We start from the raw sequence: 19,856 nt of genomic DNA, 5'->3' as shown, positions 1-19,856 counted from the left end.
ATAATCCCGAGGGATTATTACTTGCGGCTAGCTTTTTCCAGCATACGCAGAGCGCGCTCGTTAGCTTCGTCAGCAGTCTGTTGTGCTTTTTGAGCAGCAGCCAGAGCTTCATCAGCTTTACGGTAGGCTTCGTCTGCACGAGCCTGGGCACGAGCTGCTGCGTCTTCAGTTGCAGTCAGACGAGCTTCGGTTTCTTTGGATACGCTGCTGCAACCGGTAGCCAGAACTGCGGCCAGAGCCAGAGCAGAGAATTTCAGAACGTTGTTCATCGTGTTCCCCTTCAAGGACTTTCTATTAAGTAGCTATCTCATCCGAGTGATGAAATGGCCGGCGTACATACTACCCATTACTTGTAGTAAGTAAACTGACGTAGCGCAAGAAGCAAAAAAAATTCTAGGCGTTGAATCTTTTTCGAGCAACTTTTTATTGATCTGTATAAAAAATACGCAACCTTGTCACCCTGTTGGGAGGTTGCGCTTGTTGACCGTATCTGCCGTAGAACCCCTTTGCACGGCGCTTGCGGAGTGTAGGCTAAAGTCTATCTATATCGACTCGTCTACACTTTTGTTCAGAATCTGTGGGGCGCCTCACGCATCTTTGTCCATGTTGAGGTGACTTTAAATGGGTGGGTTCGTCTTAAATCTCAACATCCGGCGATGTTCAGGTTGTTGATCCTCAGGCGGTTTGATCGAGCGTTTTGCATGTATCTGGGAACAGGTCTGAGGACGCATCGACAGCAAACTGGCCTGATGCCAGTAGCTTGAACGCAAGCGTCCCTTGAGCATTGGTGCCAATGGTGCCTACTATTTGAAACGTGCTCGGTCATGCGAGAGCGGCAAGCTCTCCTCGGTGTCCAGACAGGCACGGGGTGGCGTAGTTGTTCCTTCGCCGGAAAAACATCGGTAAGGTAGGGGTCAGAATCCAAGACCCGCGAGGAGTAGTGATGAGCGAGGCGTTGTCCATCCACCATGACCAGGCTGGTCATCAATTCGAGACCAATGTGGACGGTCATCGTGCCTACCTGACCTATATGGACCTGGGTAAGCAGACCCTGGATATTTATCGGACGTTCGTGCCTAACGCGCTGCGTGGTCGTGGTATTGCCGCAGCACTGACCGAGCAGGCGTTGGAATATGCTGACCGCATGGGTTACACGGTAATTCCGTCGTGCTCATATGTGGAGCGCTATATGGAGCGCCATCAGCGCCACGCCGCGAAACTCTGAGCGGGGACGCCAAAAAAACGCCGGGCTTGGCCCGGCGTTTTTGTGTCTGCGATACGGGGTCAGGTACGAACCCGTTTTGGCAGGACGTCCTTGAGCTTGGCGTGCATGCTGCGCAAGGTTTTCTCGGTGCTTTCCCAATCGATGCAGGCATCGGTGATCGACACGCCGTATTGCAGTTCGGCCAGGTCCTTGGGAATTGCCTGGCAGCCCCAGTTCAGGTGGCTTTCGACCATCAGGCCGATGATCGACTGGTTGCCTTCGAGAATCTGGTTGGCCACGTTCTCCATCACCAGCGGCTGCAAGGCCGGGTCCTTGTTGGAGTTGGCGTGACTGCAGTCGACCATGATGTTCGGCTTGATCTTCGCCTTGTTCAGCGCCTGCTCGCAGAGGGCCACGCTGACCGAATCATAGTTCGGCTTGCCATTGCCGCCGCGCAGAACCACGTGACCGTAGGCATTGCCCTTGGTGGTGACGATGGATACGCCGCCTTCCTGGTTGATGCCGAGGAAGCGGTGAGGGCTGGAAACCGATTGCAGGGCGTTGATGGCAACGGTCAGGCCACCGTCGGTGCCGTTCTTGAAACCTACCGCCGAGGACAGGCCGGAAGCCATCTCGCGGTGGGTCTGGGATTCGGTGGTACGTGCACCGATCGCCGACCAGCTGATCAGGTCCTGCAGGTATTGCGGGGAGATCGGGTCCAGCGCTTCGGTGGCGGTCGGCAGGCCCATCTCGGCCAGGTCCAGCAGCAGCTGGCGACCGATGTGCAGGCCGTCCTGGATCTTGAACGAGTCGTCCAGGTACGGGTCGTTGATCAAGCCTTTCCAGCCAACGGTGGTCCGTGGTTTCTCGAAGTACACGCGCATCACCAGATAAAGGGTGTCGCAGACTTCGGCGGCCAGGACTTTCAGGCGCTCGGCATATTCGTGAGCCGCCTTGATGTCGTGGATCGAGCACGGGCCGATGACGACGAACAGGCGGTGGTCGGTGCCATCGAGAATATTGCGGATCACTTCGCGACCCTTGGTCACGGTGCGCAGGGCGGCGTCGCTCAGCGGGATGTCACGCTTGAGCTGGTCGGGAGTGATCAGGGTTTCGTTGGAGGCGACGTTAAGGTCGTTGATCGGTAAATCAGCCATCGTGTTACTCGTCAGGTCACGGGTGCCGGCCGCCAGCGATCCCCGCGCGGCGGTGCACAGCGGATTTAAGCGCGTCGGGGAGCCGAACCTTAGCGCGTTACACCGGGGCTCGACAATGGGCAGAGGCGGGTTTAATCCAGCGCTGGCTGCATAAAAGCCTGGTGAACCCGGTCATGGGAGAACTCGGCGGCATGCTGTTCGACCCATTGCTGGGCCAGGGCTTCGATCTGTCGCTGCTCAGCCTGGGGCTCATGCAGGTGGCAGTAGTGGGTGATCTGGCACACCTGCTCACTCATCCGGGCATGGAACAGGGTCTGTTCGTCGATGAAGGCGATCCCCACCAGATAGCCATGCTTGCGTCGCAGGCACCAGGCCACATAGCCGTTGTAGCGGGCGTTTTCACCCAGAGTGGGGATGCAGATTTCCAGTGCGGTGCCGCGGCGCCAGGCGCGGTGATAATTGCAAGCCATGCCGCCGAGGCTGATAGTGTGCAACCGTTGACGCGAAATACATGCGTGCTCGCGTAAGGTCATCTCAACCGGAACATCGTCAGGATGAGGAATGAAACGTCCCATGAACGCAGACTCCGAGTGTCGGCTATGTGACATTGTTTCCCCCAGTATAGTGGTCGAATTGGAGCTGACTGATTTCGATATCGATCAGCGGTTGTTGGCGATGAGCGGTGTTTCAATGGTGATATTCACCAGCGTCGGCTGCGCCAGCTGTCGCTGGGCCAGGCAGCAGTTGCCCGGCTTCGATCTGCCGATCGAGCGGTTGTGCTGGATCGATGCGGGGAACAATGGCGGCGCGGTCGAGCGCTATCAGGTGTTTCACTTGCCGGCACTGTTCGTGGTGCGCGACGGTGAGTTTTATGGGGCCTTGCAGTCGCGTCTGACACCCGGCGAGCTCAGCGAGCGCCTGGCGCAGGCGCTGAACCGAATTCCAGAGGAGCTGCCTTGATGGAAGCAGTCCACACGCCGCGAATCGGCATTATCGGTACCGGAGCGATCGGTGGTTTCTACGGGATGCTGCTGGCGCGAGCCGGCCTGGATGTGCATTTCCTGCTGCGCAGCGAATTCGCCGCGGTTACCGAGCGAGGGTTGCAACTGCATAGCGCGGTGCATGGTGAGCTGACCCTGAACCCGGTCCAGGCCTATGCCAGTGCCGAAGACATGCCGCCCTGCGATTGGCTGCTGGTGGGTGCCAAGACCACCAGCAACGCCGAGCTGGCTCCGGCGATTCTTCGCGCGGCGGCTCCCGGCGCCAAGGTGCTGTTGTTGCAGAATGGCCTGGATGTGGAAGATGGCCTGCGCGACCTGCTTCCCGACTCGCTGCATCTGTTGGGCGGCCTGTGTTTTATCTGCGTGCACCGTGCCGGCCCCGGGGTGATCGAGCATCAGGCGCTGGGCGCGGTGAACCTGGGGTATCACAGTGGCCCGGCAGCGCAGGACGAGTCGCAACGCCAGGTAATAGTGGAAGAGGGGGCGGCGCTGTTCCGCAAGGCCGGTATCGGCTCCCAGGCCATGGCCAACCTGCAGCAGGCGCGCTGGCAGAAACTGGTGTGGAACGTGCCCTATAACGGTTTGTCGGTATTGCTCAACGCCAGCACCACGCCGCTGATGGCCGATGCCGACAGCCGCGAGCTGATTCAGGCCTTGATGCGTGAAGTGGTGCAAGGCGCCCTGGCCTGCGGTCACAGCATGCCGGACGGCTATGCTGAGCACTTGTTCAAGGTGACCGAAGGCATGCCGGACTATTGGCCGAGCATGTACCACGACTACCAGCACAAACGTGCGCTGGAGTTGTCGGCCATCTATGCCGCGCCATTGGCCGCGGCCAAGGCGGCGGGATGCGAGCTGCCGAAAATGGAAGCCTTGTATCAGGCATTGAGTTTTATCGACCGGCATAACGGTTGATCGCAGCATCGGGGGGAAGGGATATGGCAAAGGGCTTGGGCGGTAAACTGGTGGTGGCGATTTCATCGCGGGCCCTGTTCGATCTCAGCGAGAGCCATAAGGTCTATCTGGCCGAGGGGGTCGAAGCTTACCGCAAGTATCAGATCGATCACGAGGAGGAATCCCTCGAACCGGGCGATGCTTTTCCCCTGGTGAAAAAACTCTTGAGCCTCAATGCCAGCCTCGGCCGGGCGCGGGTCGAGGTGGTGCTGGTGTCGCGTAACAGTGCCGACACGGGCCTGCGGGTCTTCAACTCGATTCAGCATTACGGCCTGGATATTTCCCGGGCCGCGTTTGTTGGTGGGCGCAGCCCTTATCCCTACCTCGCGGCCTTTGGCTGCGACCTGTTTCTTTCCACCCATGCCGAAGATGTGCGCAGCGCACTGGACGCCGGGTTCGCCGCGGCGACCATTCTTTCCGGTGGCGCCCGACGCGCCGCCAGCGCCGAACTGCGGATCGCCTTCGACGGTGACGCCGTGCTGTTTTCCGATGAGTCGGAACGGGTCTATCAGCTCGGTGGCCTGGAAGCCTTTCAGGCCAAGGAGCGCGAGTCCGCCCGCGAGCCGTTGCGTGGGGGGCCGTTCAAAGGCTTCCTCGCCGCGCTCAATCTGTTGCAGCGCGAATTCCCCGACGATGGTTGTCCGATCCGCACCGCCCTGGTGACTGCGCGTTCGGCACCGGCCCATGAGCGGGTGATCCGCACCCTGCGCGAATGGGATATCCGCCTGGACGAATCGTTGTTCCTGGGCGGCCTGGAGAAAGCCGCCTTTCTCGAAGCCTTCGCCGCCGATGTGTTCTTCGACGATCAGGCGGGTCATTGCGAACTGGCCCGCGAAGTGGTCGCCACCGGTCACGTACCCCACGGTATCAGCAACGAAACCAAGGTTTAGCTCAATGTTCACGGGCTTGCGCGGGACGTCGTAGTCGCCTTGGCACTGCTAAGCTGAATCAATCTCCGCCATATTGGCAGTCGAGGAGGTCATATGATTCGTTCGATGCTGTATGCCACTGACCTCGGTCTGTATGCGCCCTACGTGATGCAACATGCCCTGGAGCTGGCTCGAACATTCAATGCCGAATTGCACGTGGTTCATGCGGTGGAGCCCATGGGACTGTTTGCCGAGTCGGTGTTGCAGAGTTATCTCGACGAACAGGCCCTGAATGAGTTTCACAGTCAGGGTCTGAGTACGGTGATGGCGAATATCGAGCAACGGGTGCTCGACAGCTTTCGCGAAGAGTTGGGGGAGGGCATGCAGGATCTCGCGCTGATTCAGTCGGTCAGGGTCTTTCAGGGGGACCCCTCGCACGTCATTCTCGAGCAGGCGTCGAAACTCTCTGTGGATTTGTTGATCGTAGGAAGTCACAGCCATGGGGCGGGCGGTGAAACTCCATTGGGCAGGACGGCAGCCAGGGTACTGCAACTGGCCAAGGTTCCGGTTTACCTGGTGCCCTTGGTTCAGCGTCGGCGGCTCGGAGATATCTGACGCGCTTGTTGGAATTTTCTGAAGAAAAGTTCTAGATTTATTCTTCGAACCATTAATATAGTTATATACCGTCGCTGATGCCCGTGGCGTCTACCTGCTTTGAGGGATTCATATGAAGCTTCAACAATTGCGCTACATCTGGGAAGTGGCGCACCACGACCTCAACGTCTCTGCTACAGCCCAAAGCCTTTATACCTCGCAACCGGGTATCAGCAAGCAGATCCGCCTGCTCGAGGACGAGCTGGGGGTCGAGGTATTCGCTCGTAGCGGCAAGCACCTGACTCGCGTCACCCCGGCTGGCGAACGCATCATCACCACCGCTGGCGAGATCCTGCGCAAGGTCGAAAGCATCAAGCAGATCGCCCAGGAATTCTCCAACGAGAAGAAAGGCACCCTGTCGATCGCCACCACCCATACCCAGGCCCGTTATGCCTTGCCGCCGGTGATCAGCAGCTTTATCAAGCAGTACCCGGATGTGGCGTTGCACATGCATCAGGGCTCGCCGATGCAGATCGCCGAAATGGCTGCCGATGGCACCGTCGACTTCGCCATCGCCACCGAAGCGCTGGAGCTGTTCGGCGATCTGGTGATGATGCCGTGCTACCGCTGGAACCGTTGCGTAGTGGTACCGCAGGGCCACCCGCTGACCAAGCTGCCGAAGCTGACCCTGGAAACCCTCGCCGAATACCCGATCGTGACTTACGTGTTCGGTTTTACCGGCCGCTCCAAGCTCGACGAAGCCTTCAGCCATCGCGGCCTGACGCCGAAGGTGGTGTTCACTGCCGCCGACGCCGACGTGATCAAGACTTACGTACGCCTGGGCCTGGGTGTGGGCATCGTTGCCAAGATGGCGGTCGATACCAAGCTTGATAGCGATCTGGTGGTACTGGATGCCAGCGAACTGTTCGAGTCGAGCATCACCAAGATTGGGTTCCGTCGCGGCACTTTCCTGCGTGGTTTCATGTGCGACTTCATCGAGAAGTTCGCGCCGCACCTGACGCGCGAAGTGATGGCCAAGGCCATTCAGTGCCACAACAAGCAGGAACTCGAAGAGCTGTTCGACGGCGTCGAACTGCCTGTCCACTAAGTCGGGCTTACTTGACCTCGGTGACAGCGAACTGTTGCCGAGCGCCCGCGACGACGATCTCCAGTTCATCCCCCTCGAACTTGCCCAGCAGGCCTTTGCCCAACGGTGAACGAGGGGTGATGACAGTCACCGGTTGCCCCACCACCTCTACCTTCAGTCCCGCCCCATCCGGCGCCAGGAACAGCCATTGTTCGTGGCCGTTTTCGTCTTCGAGGCCCAGCAGCGCGCCGACCTGGATACCAACTTGCTCGTCGTACGGGCGCAGGGTCAGGTTCTGGCAGAGCGCCAGCGCCTGCCGGATTTCCTCGACGCGCCTGGCCTGGCCGGCGGCGAGATAGGAGGCCTCGAGCCCCAGGGTGTCGTATTTGTTTTCGGCAATGTTCTCTTCGTGGGTCGCCGTCTCATAGGCGGTCTGCGCCGCACGCTGAGCGATCTCCAGATCGCCACGGAGTTTGTCGAGAATCAGTTGGTGGACCGTAGGTTTGTTCATGATCAATCGCAGAATTGCAGGACGTTGGCCCGGCTCTTTTCGCTCGGCGCCGTCTGGTCCTGTTGCAACCAGAACTGGCATTTCGGGTTGGACTGGTTGCGCAGGTTGCTGCGCGCATTATCCAGGGCCTGCTGTTGTTCGTTTTTACGCAGGTTTTCCTGGTACTGCTCGAACATGCGGTTGGACGCCGCCGATTCCGCGCTGGGCGGTTTTGCCAGCTGTTGCACGGCCTGGGCGACGGGCGCCAATTGCTGGTCGAACAGAAAACGCCAGGCCAGCCAGCAGGTCAGGGCGATCGCCAGAAAACCCAGCCACAATCCCAGGGCAATACTGCCGCTGAGTTGAAGTGCGTTTACGCTGATACGTAATGATCGACGGGATGTCGGGCGATAGGGCATGGCAGCCTCCTGGCAGGCGGTGTCGGCAAGCTGCGATTGTCGCACGAAGATTATCGGCGTTGGCTCTTCTGTCTGTGACCATTTATGCGGACAATCGGCGCCTTTGCCAAATGGAGCCCGGAATGAAAGCCTCCTGGGATATTTTCTGCAGCGTCGTCGACAACTACGGCGATATCGGCGTGACCTGGCGGCTGGCCCGGCAACTGGTGGCCGAGCATCAGTGCGCGGTGCGGCTGTGGGTGGATGACCTGCGGGCCTTCGAGCGTTTGTGTCCGTCCATCGATATCACCTTGCCTCAGCAATGGCAGGAAGGTGTCGATGTGCGTCACTGGCCAACCGAGTGGTCGCCGGTGGCGGCTGCCGATGTGGTGATCGCGGCCTTTGCCTGCCAGTTGCCAGCGGCTTATATGGAGGCGATGGCCGAGCGTGAACATACCCCTTTGTGGTTGAACCTCGATTACCTCAGCGCCGAGACCTGGGTGACCGGCTGCCACGGCCTGCCCTCGGTGAAGTTCAAGGGCGTGCAGAAGTACTTCTTTTTCCCCGGGTTTCAAGCCGGCACCGGTGGGCTGTTACGCGAGGCTGGATTGCTGGAGCGGCGCAGGGCATTTCAGCAAGACCCCCTGGCCCGGCAACGTTTCCTGGAAGGGCTCGGCGTATTTGCAGCACCTGGCGCGCGATTGATGTCGCTGTTCGCCTATGAGAACGCCGGCCTGGCCAGTTGGCTGCAAGCGCTGGCTGCCGACTCGCGGGCTACCCATCTGCTGGTTCCCGAAGGGCGGATCCTCGGTGACGTACAACACTGGCTGGGTGTCGAGGCGCTGGCGGCGGGTGCGGTGCAGGTCCGTGGGGCCTTGACGGTACAGGTGCTGCCGTTCGTCCGACAGGAGGAATACGACCAGCTCCTGTGGTCCTGCGATTTCAACGCGGTACGCGGTGAGGACTCGTTCGTGCGTGCGCAATGGGCCGGCCGGCCGATGCTCTGGCACATTTATCAACAGGACGAAGACATTCACCTGGACAAGCTCGACGCCTTTCTCGAGCTTTATACGCAGGGGCTGTCGCCAGAGGCCAAGGCGGCGCTGATCGACCTGTGGCGGGCCTGGAATGCCGGAGGCGAGATGGCGCAAGGCTGGAAAAAGCTGCTCGAACACTGGCCGGAAGTGGCTGCTCACGCCGAAAAGTGGTGTCTGGAACAGGGCTCGCAGCCCGATCTTGCTGCGGCGCTGGTGCAGTTTTACCTAAATTGGATATGATACGCGGCCTAGATTTTTGTAAATCCCATCCAAATTCGGATATTCGCAATGAAAACTGGTAAAGAACTCAAACCCGGTACCGTGATCCGTATCGACAACGATCCTTGGCTGGTTCAGAAAGCTGAATTCACCAAGTCTGGTCGTAACAGCGCGATCATGAAGACCAAGCTGAAGAACCTGCTGACCGGTTACAAGACCGAAACCGTTTACGGTGCGGACGACAAACTGGACGACGTGATCCTGGATCGCAAAGAAGCGACCCTGTCGTTCATCAGCGGCGACACCTACACGTTCATGGACACCACCGACTACACCATGTACGAGCTGAACGCTGAAGACATCGAAGCCGTTCTGCCGTTCATCGAAGAAGGCATGACCGACGTTTGCGAAGCCGTGTTCTTCGAAGACCGTCTGGTTTCCGTTGACCTGCCGACCACCATCGTGCGCCAGGTTGACTACACCGAAGGCTCCGCTCGCGGCGACACTTCCGGCAAGGTGATGAAGCCTGCCAAACTGAAGAACGGTACCGAACTGTCGGTTGCTGACTTCATCGAAATCGGCGACATGATCGAGATCGATACTCGCGAAGGCGGCTCCTACAAAGGCCGCGCCAAGGTTTAAGCCCCTGCTTGAATCCTTAGCCACGAAAAAGCCCGACCATTGAGTCGGGCTTTTTTGTGGCCGAAGGCCTGGGTGGCAAACTTACTTCAGATGTTGCTTGAGCTCATCGGATGCCTGCAGCAGTGCCGAACGCACCGCGGGTACCTGGCTGACCACGTTGAGCAGGCCGTAGTCATGGATCATCCCGTTGTAGCGCACCGAGGTCACGGTCACGCCGGCTTCGTCCAGCTTACGGGCATAGGCTTCGCCTTCGTCGCGCAGTACGTCGGCGCCGGCCGTCTGGATCAGCGCGGGTGGCAGGCCCTTGAGCTGGGCGCTGGTGGCGCGCAGCGGTGAAGCGTAGATCTCGTTACGCTGCCGGGCATCGGTGGTGTAGTTGTCCCAGAACCACTTCATCATGTTTTTGCTGAGAAAGTGCCCCTCGGCATATTGGTTATACGACGCCGTTTCGAAATTCGCGTCGGTCACCGGCCACAACAACAGCTGGAACCGGATCGCCGGCGTGCCCTTGTCCTTGGCCATCAGGCTGACCACGGCGGCCATGTTGCCGCCGACGCTGTTGCCGGCAACCGCCAGGCGCTTGCCGTCGACGTTGATTTCCCGGCCATGCTCGGCCACCCATTGGGTGGCCGCGTAAGCCTGATTGATCGCCACCGGGTAATGAGCTTCCGGGGACGGCGTGTAATTGACGAATACCGCCGCCGCCCCTGACCCCACCACCAGGTCCCGCACCAGCCGTTCGTGGGTCGGGAAGTCTCCCAGCACCCAGCCGCCGCCGTGGAAAAACATGAACACTGGCAACGTGCCTTTCACCCCGGCCGGCCTGACGACGGTCAGGCTGATGGCCTGGCCGTCGACGTCGATGGTCTTCTGGCTGACATCCGCCTTGGGCAGCGTCAGCTTGACCCCGGCCTGGGCGCCGACCAGCACGGCTCGGGCCTCTTTGGGTGTCATCTGTTCCATCGGCTTGCCGCTGCCGGCGTTCAAGGCGTCGAGGAACGCCTGGGTGTTGTGTTCGACCCCGCCTTCGGCGAACGCCGTGTTGATGGACAGGGCGAGAAGGCTACCGGTCAAGACCTTGCTGAAAGTGTTCATGTTCGTCTCCTGGGCGGTGCGGGCGCTGGCGCGCAGCTGGGTTAGACAGTCACGTGCAGACGTACGTCGACGTTGCCGCGGGTGGCGTTGGAGTAAGGGCAGACCTGGTGAGCCGCTTCGACCAGGGACTGCGCGTCGTTCTGTTCAAGACCTGGCAGGCTGATATGCAGGTCGATGTCCAGGCCGAAGCCGCCAGGAATCTGGCCGATGCCGACGTGCGCAGTGATCGACGCGTTGTCCGGGATCTTGCGCTTGCTTTGGCTGGCGACGAATTTCAGGGCGCCGATAAAGCAGGCGGAGTAGCCGGCGGCGAAGAGTTGCTCAGGGTTGGTCGCCTGGCCGCCGGCACCACCGAGTTCTTTGGGGGTGGAGAGTTTGACGTCGAGGATGTTGTCGCTGGAGACGGCGCGACCATCACGGCCACCGGTTGCGGTTGCGACTGCGGTATAGAGAGTTTGCATGGTGTGAGCCTCTTGGGTTTCGAAGTTTTGCACTAAATATTTGCGCGCTAAGTAAATGCGAAATAAATGTATCGCTCAAATATTTAGTGTGCAAGATAAATTTTTGAAAAAAACTCGGAAACGCTTGCCAGCAGTCCATGTTTTTTGGCTAAGAGAATGATTTAAATAATATTTTTATCGAGAAATTTTTTCGTCGATACGCTATTAGCGGCATCGAAACAGAGAGAATCGCGAGCAAGCGCTCCTGGAGAGGGGCGGGGTGTGCTCGCGAGAGCGCCGTTAAAGACTGTCTTGCAGATGGCCACGCAGGTTCAGCAGGTCGGCCTGCAGTTTGCGCAGTTGCTCCAGGGTCAGGCCGCTGGCGCCGAGGATGCATTGGGGAACGCCGCGCGCCCGGTCATACAGGGCCCGCCCTTGCTCGGTCAGCTCGATGATCACCACCCGTTCGTCTTCGCGGCTGCGGGTCCGGCTCAGCAATCCCTCGGCTTCCAGGCGCTTGAGCAAGGGCGTCAATGAACCGGGATCGGTCAGCAGGCGATTGCTGATCTCGCCGACGGTCAGTCCGTCCTGCTCCCAGAGCACCATCATTGCCAGGTACTGGGGATACGTCAGGCCCAGCTCCTGCAGCAGTGGTTTATAGACTTTGGTCATCAGCAACGAAGTCGAGTGAAGGGCGAAACACAGCTGGTTATCCAGCAGCAGATCGTCACATTTTTCCGGGGTGGAGCCTTTGGTGTTCATGGTCGGGCCTTGATCGATACTCGCCCTGAATCTAGCGGGCGAATCTTTAATGCGCCAGATAATTCTCACGAGTGCTCAGCCCATGGCGCTCTGCAGGGCCAGATCCCAGGGCGGAATCGGACTGAAGCGAGTCTTCAGGTATTCCAGCAACAGGCGGCTGCGAGCGTTGGTGTGCTGTTCCAGGCGCAAGGCGTAGATGCCGGCGCTTTCCGGTTTGGGCAGGCCGGTTTCGCAGAACAGCGGCAACAGTTCCCCACGCAGCAGGTATTCGCTGGCCAGCCAGGTCGGCAGGTGGGCGATGCCCAGCCCGGCCAGGGCTCCGGATAGCAGGGCCTCGGCATTGTTGGCGCTCATGCGGATGCGTTGTGGGCGATGAGTCTGCAACTGCCCGTCCAGTTCGAAGCGCCAGGCGAACAGTGGGGCCAGGCCGTCCCAGTCCAGGCCGTCGTGCTGGCTCAGCTCGGCGGGATGCACCGGGGTGCCGCGCAGCTTGAGGTAGGCCGGGCTGGCGCAGGCGATGCGCACGATGCTCGCCAATGACGTCGCCACCATCCGGGTATCGACCCTTTGTCCGGCGCGTAGTACCAGATCGACCTTGCCCAGGTGCGAGCCCTGCATGTCGACGAAGCTGTCGATCAGGTGCAACTGCACATCGAGCCCCGGGTAGAGCATCAGGAAATCGGCGATCGCCGGCGCCAGGTGTCGCCGGCCGAACGCCGCGGGAGCGTCGATGCGGATCAGGCCTTCCGGCGCGTGGCTCAAGGACACGGCTTCCGCCCGCGCCAGTTGCAGTTCGGCGACGATGCGTCGGGCGCGTTCGGCAAAGGCCTGGCCAGCCGCCGTCGCCACCACCGCGTGGGTGGTGCGCATGAACAGCTTGCTGCCGACGGCGTTTTCCAGGCTGTCGATACGCCGGGCCACCGCCGAAGGGGTCAAGGGATGCCGGCGGGCGGCAGCGGAAAAACTCCCGGCTTCCAGCACATCGAGGAACAGACCGAGCTGGTCGGTGAGGGCATTGGGGTTCATGGCGGACATTTGCTTGTGCGAATTTGGCAAAGCCATTGTGCGTTGCTGTGCGTTTCCGCACCAGAGCCGACTGCGTAGCATGCAAGGCCTGAGTGAGGAGAGCGGCGGTGATCGATTTAGCGATGTATGTGGTATTGGGCGCGGCGCTGGGCACGGTGGGCGGCTTGTTCGGGATCGGTGGAGGACTGATTGCGATTCCGGTGCTGGGCGTGCTGTTCGGGCTGGACCAGCAGATCGCCCAGGGCACGGCGTTGGTGATGGTGGTGCCGAACGTGATGCTCGCGCTGTGGCGTTATCACCAGCGCAACCGGATCGAGGCGCGCCATGCGTTGCCGTTGGCCCTGATGGGCTTCAGTTTTGCCTGGCTTGGTTCGATCTGGGCGGTGGGCATCGATGCCCAAGTCATGCGGATCGGCTTCGTCGCGTTCCTGGTGGCCTTGTCGGCCTACAACCTGTTGCGCATGTTCCTGGCCAATGCCCCGGCTTCGGCGCAGATGCGCTATCCCTGGCCGTGGCTCGGTGTGCTGGGTGCGGCTTCCGGGGCCATGGGCGGGCTGTTCGGCGTCGGCGGCGCGGTGGTTGCCACCCCGGTGCTGACCAGCGTGTTCGGCACCACCCAGGTGGTCGCCCAGGGGCTGTCGCTGGCCCTGGCCCTGCCCAGCACCGGGGTGACCCTGGTGACCTACGGGGTGCATCAGGAAGTGGACTGGATGATCGGCCTGCCGCTGGCGGCGGGTGGGCTGTTGAGCATCAGTTGGGGCGTGAAAATCGCCCATGCGCTGCCCGAGCGAATGCTGCGCGGGCTGTTCTGCGGCTTCCTGGTGGTCTGCGCGGTGATGCTCGCCTTTAAAGTTTGAAGCCTTCGACTATGTGCTCGGCCAGGCATTCGGTGATGGGTGAAGGCGTGTTGAGGTTGCGCACCAGCATGATGCTGGCCTCGGGCAGCAGGGGCAGATCCTCGGCGGCGCCCAGGATGCGCATGTCCGGGGTGATCAGGCTTTCCAGCTGAGCGGTGATCGCCAGGCCGGCGCTGACCACGGCCATCAGTGCCGACAGGCTGGAGCTGTTATAGGCGATGCGATAGTCGCGCCCGGCGGCGTCCAGCGCATTGCAGGCCCACTGCCTGCAGAAGCAATCACTGTTGAACATCGCCAGGGGCAGCGGCGTCTGTTCGTGGGGGCAGAACCCCTGGGCCTCGGCCCAGACGAAACGTTCCTTGCGCAGCAACTGGCCGATTTCGCTGCCCGGCTCGCGGGTGACGATAGACAGGTCCAGATCCTGGCGCAGCAGCAGTTGCTTGGAGGACTCGCAATGCACTTCGATCTGGATCAAGGGATAGGCCTGGGCAAAACGCGACAGGATCCCCGGTAGAAAGCGCATCACATAATCGTCCGGCGTACCGATGCGCACGGTGCCGACCATGTGCGGCTCGCGCAGGGTGTTGAACACCTCGCTGTGCAGTTTCAGGATGCGCCGTGCGTAACCCAGCAGCACTTGGCCTTCGGCGGTCAGGCGTACCTGCCGGCCCTCACGCTGGAACAATTGGCGTTGCAGCACATCTTCCTCGAGCCGCTTCATCTGCATGCTCACCGCGGACTGGGTGCGATTGACCTGCTCCCCGGCCTTGGTGAAACCGCCCTGGTCGGCGATGGCGACGAAGGTGCGCAGGACCTCGGTATCAATGCTTGGGTAGCTGGACAATTCATCAAACTCCGAGATGTATTGCATAAGAAACATTCGTTGGATTGATCTTAGCCCTGGGTGGAGACTTGAGCCATCCCCACTGGAGGGCAAGACGATGAAAGGTCAAAAAGGTTTTGTACTGGCTCACCGGTTTGCATGGCATGGCACTTCCTTGCGGCACCTGTTGCAGAGAATTGTCCGCTGGCATGAGCTGCACCGTGAACGCAACATGCTGGCCGGCATGAGTGACGAGGCGCTGAAGGATATCGGCCTCAGTCGCGCGGATGTGGAGCGGGAGACCGTGCGACCGTTCTGGGACGATCCGATGCACAAATGAGCGTCAAAGCGCTACACAAGCCACTTCTCACTGAGGTAGTTTGCGGGCAGACAAGGAGATTGCCATGCCCGCAGAACTGTCCTTTTCCCTCAAGCAGGCTCGGCGTCTGGCGCTGGCCGCCCAGGGTTTTTCCGGGCGGCCGCTGCCTGCGACGATCAGGCCCGCACAGCTCAATCGCCTGATCGCGCGCCTGGGTATCCTGCAGATCGATTCGGTCAACGCCCTGGTGCGTTCGCACTACCTGCCGCTGTTTTCCCGCCTTGGCGACTATCCCGCGCAACTGCTGGACCAGGCTGCCTGGAGCCAGGGACGGCAACGCACGCTGTTCGAATACTGGGGCCACGAAGCCTCGTTGCTGCCGCTGTCGCTGTACCCGCTGATGCGTTGGCGCATGCAGCGGGCCAGCCAGGGGCAGGGGATCTACCAGCAGTTGGCGCGTTTTGGCCAGGAGCAGCAGGCGACTATTCGCCGGGTGCTGGCCGCGGTCGAGGAACAGGGCGCCCTCGGGGCGGGCAGCCTGTCGACCCGTGAGGAACGCGCCGGCCCTTGGTGGGACTGGAGTGCGGAGAAGCATGCGCTGGAATGGCTGTTCGCCGCCGGTGAGGTGACGGTCGCTGGCCGGCGTGGATTCGAGCGCTTGTACGACTTGCCGGAGCGGGTGATTCCTTCGAGCATCCTGCAGCATTCGCCGCTCAGCGAGGCCGATGCCCAGCGCGGTTTGCTACTGCATGCCGCCAGCGCCCTGGGCGTGGCCACCGAGAAGGATCTGCGCGACTATTTTCGCCTGGAGCTGGCAGACAGCCGGGCGCGCCTGGCGGAACTGCTGGAGGGCGGCGAACTGCTGGCCTGCGAGGTGGCGGGCTGGAAGCAAGCGGCGTATTGCCTGCCAGAGGCCAAGGTGCCGCGCAGCGTGCCGGCCAGCGCCTTGCTTTCTCCCTTCGATTCGCTGATCTGGGAACGCAGTCGCACCGAGCGCCTGTTCGATTTCCGCTATCGCCTGGAGATCTACACCCCGCAGCACAAGCGGGTGTACGGCTATTACGTGTTGCCGTTTCTGCACCACGAACGGATCGCCGCGCGGGTCGACCTGCGGGCAGAAAGGGCGCAGGGGCGCCTGGCGGTGCATGCCGTGCATGAGGAGGATCTGGGGTTGGACGAGCAGGGGATGCAGGCGCTGGCGAGCAGCTTGCGGAGCATGGCCAACTGGCTGGGGCTGGCCGACGTCCAGCTCAATTGCCCAAGGGCCAGCGCCCAGCGCTTGCGCGCGTTTCTTTGACCAGCATCGATCATCCAGTACCTTGCCCTGGATGATCGAATGCTAGGAGTTCAACGCTTGACCTGTTTCAAGGTCTCGGCAATCAGGAACGCCAGCTCCAGCGACTGATCGGCGTTCATCCGCGGGTCGCAATGGGTATGGTAGCGATCCGACAAAGCATCTTCGGTAATCGGCCGCGCACCACCGATGCACTCGGTGACGTTCTGCCCGGTCATCTCGATGTGGATACCGCCGGCATAACTGCCCTCGGCTTCGTGGACCTGGAAGAACTGCTTCACCTCATTGAGGATCTGCGCGAAATCGCGGGTCTTGTAACCGCTGCTGGCCTTGATGGTATTGCCGTGCATCGGGTCGGAACTCCACAGCACCTTCTTGCCTTCGCCTTCCACCGCGCGGATCAGCTGCGGCAGGTGGTCGCCGACCTTGTTCACGCCCATGCGCACGATCAGGTTCAGGCGGCCTGGATCGTTGTCCGGGTTGAGGATGTCGATCAGGCGGATCAGCTCCTCGGTGTTCATGCTCGGGCCCACCTTGACCCCGATCGGGTTATTCACCCCGCGCAGGAATTCGACGTGGGCGCCGTCGAGCTGGCGGGTGCGATCGCCGATCCACAGCATGTGCGCCGAGCAGTCGTAATAGTCGTTGGTCAGGCTGTCGCGACGGACGAAGGCTTCCTCATAGTTCAGCAGCAGCGCCTCGTGGGCGGTAAAGAAGCTGGTCTCGCGCAGCTGCGGCGAGCTGTCCATGCCGCAGGCGCGCATGAAGGCCAGGGTTTCGTCGATGCGGTCGGCCAGCTGGCTGTATTTCTCGGCCAGGGCGGAGTTGGCGATGAAGTCCAGGTTCCATTTGTGCACCTGGTGCAGGTCGGCAAAACCGCCCTGGGCAAAGGCGCGCAGCAGGTTCAGGGTGGCGGTGGCCTGGTGATAGGACTGCAGCAGGCGGTCCGGGTCCGGCACCCGGCTTTTCGCATCGAAACCTATGCCGTTGACGATATCACCGCGGTAGGCCGGCAGGGTCACGCCATTGATGGTTTCGTCATTGGCCGAGCGCGGCTTGGCGAACTGGCCGGCCATGCGCCCGACCTTGACCACCGGGCAACCGGCGGCGAAGGTCATGACGATCGCCATCTGCAGCAGGACCTTGAAGGTGTCGCGGATCTTCGCCGCCGAGAACTCGGCGAAGCTCTCGGCGCAATCGCCACCCTGCAGCAGAAAGGCGCGGCCCTGGGTCACTTCGGCAAACTGGCGGCGCAACTCCCGGGCTTCGCCGGCAAACACCAGCGGCGGGTAGCTGGCCAGGGTCTGCTCGACCTGCAACAGGTGTGCGGCGTCGGGGTAGACGGGTTGTTGCTGGATCGGCAGGGCGCGCCAGCTGTCAGGGCTCCAGGGTTGGCTCATCACGGACTCGGGTGTTTTTAAGGTCGGACAGGCATGTTATCAGCAATTAGTGCGTGACCTGTTCCCGCCGGTTCGCGGACAATCGCGCCTTTCCCGCTCGGCGCCGAGCGGCCGGTTTATCGCAACGGCGAGGTTGAGCCCCGTCGCGGCTAGGAGAAGAGATGACTGAGGAGCGCGTCGAGCGCCTGCTCGCCGAAGTGCACGATGAGTTCGGCATGATTCGGGTACTGGAAGTGGCGGATTACCGCTTCCTCGAATTTGGCGATGCCATCGAGCAGAGCTGTGTGTTTACAGCCGACCCGAGCTGGCTGGAGTACGACTACACCCGCGCCATGCTGATCGGCGCGCTGTGCCATGAGCAGCCCGAGAGCGCGCTGTTTCTCGGCCTGGGCGCCGGTACCCTGACTCAGGCCTGCCTCAAGTTCCTGCCGCTGGACGATGTCGAGGCCATCGAGCTGCGCCCCGACGTGCCGCGCCTGGCTATCGAGTACCTGGGGCTGGATGACGATCCGCGTCTGTATATCCGGGTGGGCGATGCGCTCGAGCTGCTGGACAGCGCCGAGTCGGCGGACCTGATTTTCGTCGACCTGTACACCGATGTCGGACCGGGCGTCGGGCACCTGGCCTGGGGGTTCCTGGAAAACTGCCAGAAGCGTCTCAACCCGGGCGGCTGGCTGGTGATCAACCAGTGGGCCACCGACGATGGCAAGCCGCTCGGTGCGGCCTTGCTGCGCGGGCTTTACCATCGGCACTACTGGGAGCTGCCGGTGAAGGAGGGCAACGTGATTCTGATCGTGCCGTCCGACCTGGAGCAGGGTCTGGACATGGACGGTCTGAGCGCCCGGGCTGAGGCGCTGGCGCCACGCCTGGGCTATTCGTTGCAGTCGTTGATCAAGTGCATCCGTCCGGCGACCTGAGTTTGCTGGCCGAGCGCATCTGTAGGAGCGAGGCTTGCCCGCGATAGGACCTCACATTCACCACGGGTTCAGGCCGCTCAACACCCCTTGAACACCCCCGGGCGCTTCTCGACCATCGCTCGCACACCTTCCTTGGCGTCCTCGCTGTTCAACAGCACCTTCACCAGCGGCGGCAGCCCCTGCGCTGCCGCGCTTTCTCCTTCGAGCCGCGCTTGTCGGGCCGACATCAGGGTCGCCTGAACCCCCAGCGGCGCCTGACAGGCGATCCGTTCGGCGAGGGCCAGGGCGCGGGGCAGCAGGTCTTCGCTGGCCATCACCTCCTGCACCAGCCCCAGGCGCAGGGCTTCATGGGCGTCGAATTCGTCGCCGGTGAGCAACCAGCGCATGGCATTGCCCCAGCCGGCGATCTGATGCAGGCGCAGGGTGGCGCCGCCAAAGGGAAAGATGCCGCGTTGCACTTCCAGTTGGGCGAAGCGGGTATTGCTGGCGCACAGGTTGATATCCGCCGCCAGCATCAGCTCGATGCCTATGGTCAGGCAGTAGCCCTGCACCGCGACTATCACCGGTTTGCTGACCCGTGGCCCGGCGAAGACGCCCCAGGGATCGCAACCGCCGGCCGGTGCCTGCCAGCCTTCGGCGAGTTTCGCCCCGACGTTGGCCAGGTCCAGCCCCGCGGTGAAGTGCTCGCCATGGCCGAACACCACGGCGACCCGGGCCTCGCTGCTGGCCTCGAACTCGCCGTAGGCCAGGCTGAGTTGATCGAGCAGCTGCAGGTCGAAGGCATTGCGCTTGGCGACCCGGTCCAGGCCGATGAGGAAGAGATGACCACGTTGTTCACGGCTGACGCGACTGCAACTGGGCTGGCTCATGGGGCATTTCCTCGGACGGTAAAGAGTGTCTCGGACCGACGGTATCGGCCGGCAAGATGAACCGTTTAAGCGTCATCCCCCGACAGGCGTGGGCCTGTGCAAAATAGACCTTTGCCGGATTATCCGCAAAGCCTGTGACAACTAGGTATTCAGCGGGTTTTTCCGATAAAAAAAACTCCCTTTTTTGAGTAATTCCGGTATAGTGCGCGCCGGCCTTTAACCGGGCCTCGTTTAGGTGATGCAATTCCCCGAAGTCAGCTTCGGCTGCTTGTCCGCTGCGCGGACTATCCTTGACGTTCATTTCTTTCAATCGTTTTCGCAAATCCCCGCCGACAAAGCTGCCAGGGTGACTCTTGAGTCTTACACGGCATGCGCAGCTTTGGAGCATGGGTCTTTGCGGAT

The 19,856-nt window shown here is 61.2% G+C and carries 25 protein-coding genes; 12 read left to right on the top strand and 13 right to left on the bottom strand.

Features of this window, described 5'->3' with window-relative positions:
* Nucleotides 1–17: 17 nt before the first annotated feature.
* Nucleotides 18–269 (bottom strand): outer membrane lipoprotei OprI, encoded by a 252-nt coding sequence (gene oprI / locus AC07PQ_RS26130; protein ID WP_003448337.1) that lies wholly within the window; start codon nt 267–269, stop codon nt 18–20.
* A 674-nt stretch (nt 270–943) separates the two neighbouring features.
* Between oprI and AC07PQ_RS26125 the strand changes: the two genes are divergently transcribed.
* Nucleotides 944–1,225, top strand: a complete 282-nt coding sequence (locus AC07PQ_RS26125) for a GNAT family N-acetyltransferase (protein ID WP_007931380.1) — start codon at nt 944–946, stop codon at nt 1,223–1,225.
* A 59-nt stretch (nt 1,226–1,284) separates the two neighbouring features.
* On the opposite strand, the gene AC07PQ_RS26120 is transcribed toward AC07PQ_RS26125, so the two are convergent.
* Entirely contained in the window at nt 1,285–2,361 is a 1,077-nt protein-coding gene (locus tag AC07PQ_RS26120) for a 3-deoxy-7-phosphoheptulonate synthase (RefSeq protein ID WP_101338713.1), read from the bottom strand.
* Nucleotides 2,362–2,492: 131 nt separating this feature from the next.
* Nucleotides 2,493–2,936 carry a PilZ domain-containing protein gene (locus AC07PQ_RS26115; RefSeq protein ID WP_007931382.1) on the bottom strand — a complete coding sequence of 148 codons (444 nt, stop codon included), beginning with the start codon at nt 2,934–2,936 and terminating at the stop codon, nt 2,493–2,495.
* Between AC07PQ_RS26115 and AC07PQ_RS26110 the strand changes: the two genes are divergently transcribed.
* The 5 genes from AC07PQ_RS26110 to cysB all read left to right on the top strand — a co-directional run bounded on the left by AC07PQ_RS26110 (nt 2,935) and on the right by cysB (nt 6,887).
* Nucleotides 2,935–3,321 carry a thioredoxin family protein gene (locus AC07PQ_RS26110; RefSeq protein WP_037035927.1) on the top strand — a complete coding sequence of 129 codons (387 nt, stop codon included), beginning with the start codon at nt 2,935–2,937 and terminating at the stop codon, nt 3,319–3,321. The genes AC07PQ_RS26115 and AC07PQ_RS26110 overlap by 2 nt on opposite strands.
* Nucleotides 3,321–4,277 carry a putative 2-dehydropantoate 2-reductase gene (locus AC07PQ_RS26105; protein WP_493186421.1) on the top strand — a complete coding sequence of 319 codons (957 nt, stop codon included), beginning with the start codon at nt 3,321–3,323 and terminating at the stop codon, nt 4,275–4,277. The genes AC07PQ_RS26110 and AC07PQ_RS26105 overlap by 1 nt, the downstream gene beginning before the upstream one ends.
* A 23-nt stretch (nt 4,278–4,300) precedes the next feature.
* On the top strand, nt 4,301–5,206 hold the full coding sequence (locus tag AC07PQ_RS26100; protein WP_007931385.1) for a 5'-nucleotidase: 906 nt from the start codon (nt 4,301–4,303) through the stop codon (nt 5,204–5,206).
* Nucleotides 5,207–5,299: 93 nt separating this feature from the next.
* Nucleotides 5,300–5,800, top strand: coding sequence for a universal stress protein (locus tag AC07PQ_RS26095; RefSeq protein WP_007931386.1), 501 nt, complete (start codon nt 5,300–5,302; stop codon nt 5,798–5,800).
* 112 nt (nt 5,801–5,912) lie between these two features.
* Complete coding sequence (cysB, locus tag AC07PQ_RS26090) at nt 5,913–6,887, top strand: HTH-type transcriptional regulator CysB (protein WP_007931387.1); 975 nt, start codon at nt 5,913–5,915, stop codon at nt 6,885–6,887.
* A gap of 7 nt (nt 6,888–6,894) precedes the next feature.
* Here cysB and AC07PQ_RS26085 read toward each other — a convergent pair whose 3' ends face one another.
* Together AC07PQ_RS26085 and AC07PQ_RS26080 are read right to left on the bottom strand one after the other, a co-directional pair.
* Nucleotides 6,895–7,377, bottom strand: coding sequence for a GreA/GreB family elongation factor (locus AC07PQ_RS26085; RefSeq protein WP_007931388.1), 483 nt, complete (start codon nt 7,375–7,377; stop codon nt 6,895–6,897).
* Nucleotides 7,378–7,379: 2 nt separating this feature from the next.
* A complete protein-coding gene (locus tag AC07PQ_RS26080) occupies nt 7,380–7,775 on the bottom strand; it encodes a hypothetical protein (protein ID WP_007931389.1) in 396 nt (131 codons plus the stop codon).
* Between the two features lie 122 nt (nt 7,776–7,897).
* Here AC07PQ_RS26080 and earP point away from each other — a divergent pair, with 122 nt between their 5' ends.
* Both earP and AC07PQ_RS26070 read left to right on the top strand, forming a co-directional pair.
* Nucleotides 7,898–9,031, top strand: a complete 1,134-nt coding sequence (gene earP / locus AC07PQ_RS26075) for an elongation factor P maturation arginine rhamnosyltransferase EarP (RefSeq protein ID WP_493186422.1) — start codon at nt 7,898–7,900, stop codon at nt 9,029–9,031.
* Nucleotides 9,032–9,079: 48 nt separating this feature from the next.
* Nucleotides 9,080–9,652 (top strand): elongation factor P, encoded by a 573-nt coding sequence (locus AC07PQ_RS26070; RefSeq protein WP_007931398.1) that lies wholly within the window; start codon nt 9,080–9,082, stop codon nt 9,650–9,652.
* Nucleotides 9,653–9,733: 81 nt separating this feature from the next.
* Here the strand turns inward: AC07PQ_RS26070 and AC07PQ_RS26065 are convergent, their stop codons facing one another.
* The 4 genes from AC07PQ_RS26065 to AC07PQ_RS26050 form a co-directional block, all read right to left on the bottom strand.
* Complete coding sequence (locus AC07PQ_RS26065; RefSeq protein WP_007931400.1) at nt 9,734–10,747, bottom strand: alpha/beta hydrolase; 1,014 nt, start codon at nt 10,745–10,747, stop codon at nt 9,734–9,736.
* 41 nt (nt 10,748–10,788) lie between these two features.
* Nucleotides 10,789–11,208 (bottom strand): organic hydroperoxide resistance protein, encoded by a 420-nt coding sequence (locus AC07PQ_RS26060; protein WP_007931402.1) that lies wholly within the window; start codon nt 11,206–11,208, stop codon nt 10,789–10,791.
* A gap of 279 nt (nt 11,209–11,487) precedes the next feature.
* Nucleotides 11,488–11,949: a MarR family winged helix-turn-helix transcriptional regulator gene (locus AC07PQ_RS26055; protein ID WP_202697182.1), complete on the bottom strand. Its 462-nt coding sequence runs from the start codon at nt 11,947–11,949 to the stop codon at nt 11,488–11,490.
* Between the two features lie 75 nt (nt 11,950–12,024).
* A complete protein-coding gene (locus AC07PQ_RS26050) occupies nt 12,025–12,975 on the bottom strand; it encodes a LysR family transcriptional regulator (RefSeq protein ID WP_025805488.1) in 951 nt (316 codons plus the stop codon).
* Between the two features lie 107 nt (nt 12,976–13,082).
* Between AC07PQ_RS26050 and AC07PQ_RS26045 the strand changes: the two genes are divergently transcribed.
* Complete coding sequence (locus AC07PQ_RS26045) at nt 13,083–13,832, top strand: sulfite exporter TauE/SafE family protein (protein ID WP_101338707.1); 750 nt, start codon at nt 13,083–13,085, stop codon at nt 13,830–13,832.
* Here the strand turns inward: AC07PQ_RS26045 and AC07PQ_RS26040 are convergent.
* Nucleotides 13,822–14,676 carry a LysR substrate-binding domain-containing protein gene (locus AC07PQ_RS26040; RefSeq protein WP_162136185.1) on the bottom strand — a complete coding sequence of 285 codons (855 nt, stop codon included), beginning with the start codon at nt 14,674–14,676 and terminating at the stop codon, nt 13,822–13,824. The genes AC07PQ_RS26045 and AC07PQ_RS26040 overlap by 11 nt on opposite strands.
* A gap of 97 nt (nt 14,677–14,773) precedes the next feature.
* Between AC07PQ_RS26040 and AC07PQ_RS26035 the strand changes: the two genes are divergently transcribed.
* Complete coding sequence (locus AC07PQ_RS26035) at nt 14,774–14,995, top strand: DUF1127 domain-containing protein (protein ID WP_493186423.1); 222 nt, start codon at nt 14,774–14,776, stop codon at nt 14,993–14,995.
* A gap of 64 nt (nt 14,996–15,059) precedes the next feature.
* On the top strand, nt 15,060–16,271 hold the full coding sequence (locus tag AC07PQ_RS26030) for a winged helix-turn-helix domain-containing protein (protein ID WP_007931418.1): 1,212 nt from the start codon (nt 15,060–15,062) through the stop codon (nt 16,269–16,271).
* A 50-nt stretch (nt 16,272–16,321) separates the two neighbouring features.
* Here the strand turns inward: AC07PQ_RS26030 and AC07PQ_RS26025 are convergent, their stop codons facing one another.
* Nucleotides 16,322–17,668 (bottom strand): class II 3-deoxy-7-phosphoheptulonate synthase, encoded by a 1,347-nt coding sequence (locus AC07PQ_RS26025; protein WP_007931431.1) that lies wholly within the window; start codon nt 17,666–17,668, stop codon nt 16,322–16,324.
* 161 nt (nt 17,669–17,829) lie between these two features.
* On the opposite strand from AC07PQ_RS26025, the gene AC07PQ_RS26020 reads away from it, so the two are divergent.
* Nucleotides 17,830–18,585, top strand: coding sequence for a spermidine synthase (locus AC07PQ_RS26020; protein ID WP_007931432.1), 756 nt, complete (start codon nt 17,830–17,832; stop codon nt 18,583–18,585).
* 77 nt (nt 18,586–18,662) lie between these two features.
* Here AC07PQ_RS26020 and AC07PQ_RS26015 read toward each other — a convergent pair whose 3' ends face one another.
* Entirely contained in the window at nt 18,663–19,454 is a 792-nt protein-coding gene (locus AC07PQ_RS26015; protein WP_007931433.1) for a crotonase/enoyl-CoA hydratase family protein, read from the bottom strand.
* Nucleotides 19,420–19,755: a hypothetical protein gene (locus tag AC07PQ_RS26010; protein ID WP_164485202.1), complete on the bottom strand. Its 336-nt coding sequence runs from the start codon at nt 19,753–19,755 to the stop codon at nt 19,420–19,422. Before AC07PQ_RS26010 ends, AC07PQ_RS26015 begins: the two co-directional genes overlap by 35 nt.
* Nucleotides 19,756–19,856 lie beyond the last annotated feature (101 nt).

The sequence above is a fragment of the Pseudomonas sp. GW821-FHT09E12 genome (assembly GCF_059416085.1).
Note: the sequence above shows the minus strand (reverse complement) of the source record. Positions and strands in the feature narration are given on the sequence as shown.

Excerpts from the sequence above, each read along its gene's own strand:
- AC07PQ_RS26110 (WP_037035927.1), top strand. The coding sequence starts at position 2,935 with ATGAACGCAGACTCCGAGTGTCGGCTATGTGACATTGTTTCCCCCAGT.
- AC07PQ_RS26105 (WP_493186421.1), top strand. The coding sequence starts at position 3,321 with ATGGAAGCAGTCCACACGCCGCGAATCGGCATTATCGGTACCGGAGCG.
- AC07PQ_RS26115 (WP_007931382.1), bottom strand. The coding sequence starts at position 2,936 with ATGGGACGTTTCATTCCTCATCCTGACGATGTTCCGGTTGAGATGACC.
- AC07PQ_RS26085 (WP_007931388.1), bottom strand. The coding sequence starts at position 7,377 with ATGAACAAACCTACGGTCCACCAACTGATTCTCGACAAACTCCGTGGC.
- AC07PQ_RS26060 (WP_007931402.1), bottom strand. The coding sequence starts at position 11,208 with ATGCAAACTCTCTATACCGCAGTCGCAACCGCAACCGGTGGCCGTGAT.
- oprI (WP_003448337.1), bottom strand. The coding sequence starts at position 269 with ATGAACAACGTTCTGAAATTCTCTGCTCTGGCTCTGGCCGCAGTTCTG.
- cysB (WP_007931387.1), top strand. The coding sequence starts at position 5,913 with ATGAAGCTTCAACAATTGCGCTACATCTGGGAAGTGGCGCACCACGAC.
- AC07PQ_RS26080 (WP_007931389.1), bottom strand. The coding sequence starts at position 7,775 with ATGCCCTATCGCCCGACATCCCGTCGATCATTACGTATCAGCGTAAAC.
- AC07PQ_RS26095 (WP_007931386.1), top strand. The coding sequence starts at position 5,300 with ATGATTCGTTCGATGCTGTATGCCACTGACCTCGGTCTGTATGCGCCC.
- AC07PQ_RS26070 (WP_007931398.1), top strand. The coding sequence starts at position 9,080 with ATGAAAACTGGTAAAGAACTCAAACCCGGTACCGTGATCCGTATCGAC.
- AC07PQ_RS26010 (WP_164485202.1), bottom strand. The coding sequence starts at position 19,755 with ATGAACGTCAAGGATAGTCCGCGCAGCGGACAAGCAGCCGAAGCTGAC.
- AC07PQ_RS26055 (WP_202697182.1), bottom strand. The coding sequence starts at position 11,949 with ATGAACACCAAAGGCTCCACCCCGGAAAAATGTGACGATCTGCTGCTG.
- AC07PQ_RS26025 (WP_007931431.1), bottom strand. The coding sequence starts at position 17,668 with ATGAGCCAACCCTGGAGCCCTGACAGCTGGCGCGCCCTGCCGATCCAG.
- AC07PQ_RS26015 (WP_007931433.1), bottom strand. The coding sequence starts at position 19,454 with ATGAGCCAGCCCAGTTGCAGTCGCGTCAGCCGTGAACAACGTGGTCAT.
- AC07PQ_RS26100 (WP_007931385.1), top strand. The coding sequence starts at position 4,301 with ATGGCAAAGGGCTTGGGCGGTAAACTGGTGGTGGCGATTTCATCGCGG.
- AC07PQ_RS26020 (WP_007931432.1), top strand. The coding sequence starts at position 17,830 with ATGACTGAGGAGCGCGTCGAGCGCCTGCTCGCCGAAGTGCACGATGAG.
- AC07PQ_RS26050 (WP_025805488.1), bottom strand. The coding sequence starts at position 12,975 with ATGAACCCCAATGCCCTCACCGACCAGCTCGGTCTGTTCCTCGATGTG.
- AC07PQ_RS26125 (WP_007931380.1), top strand. The coding sequence starts at position 944 with ATGAGCGAGGCGTTGTCCATCCACCATGACCAGGCTGGTCATCAATTC.
- AC07PQ_RS26030 (WP_007931418.1), top strand. The coding sequence starts at position 15,060 with ATGCCCGCAGAACTGTCCTTTTCCCTCAAGCAGGCTCGGCGTCTGGCG.
- earP (WP_493186422.1), top strand. The coding sequence starts at position 7,898 with ATGAAAGCCTCCTGGGATATTTTCTGCAGCGTCGTCGACAACTACGGC.
- AC07PQ_RS26120 (WP_101338713.1), bottom strand. The coding sequence starts at position 2,361 with ATGGCTGATTTACCGATCAACGACCTTAACGTCGCCTCCAACGAAACC.
- AC07PQ_RS26065 (WP_007931400.1), bottom strand. The coding sequence starts at position 10,747 with ATGAACACTTTCAGCAAGGTCTTGACCGGTAGCCTTCTCGCCCTGTCC.
- AC07PQ_RS26035 (WP_493186423.1), top strand. The coding sequence starts at position 14,774 with ATGAAAGGTCAAAAAGGTTTTGTACTGGCTCACCGGTTTGCATGGCAT.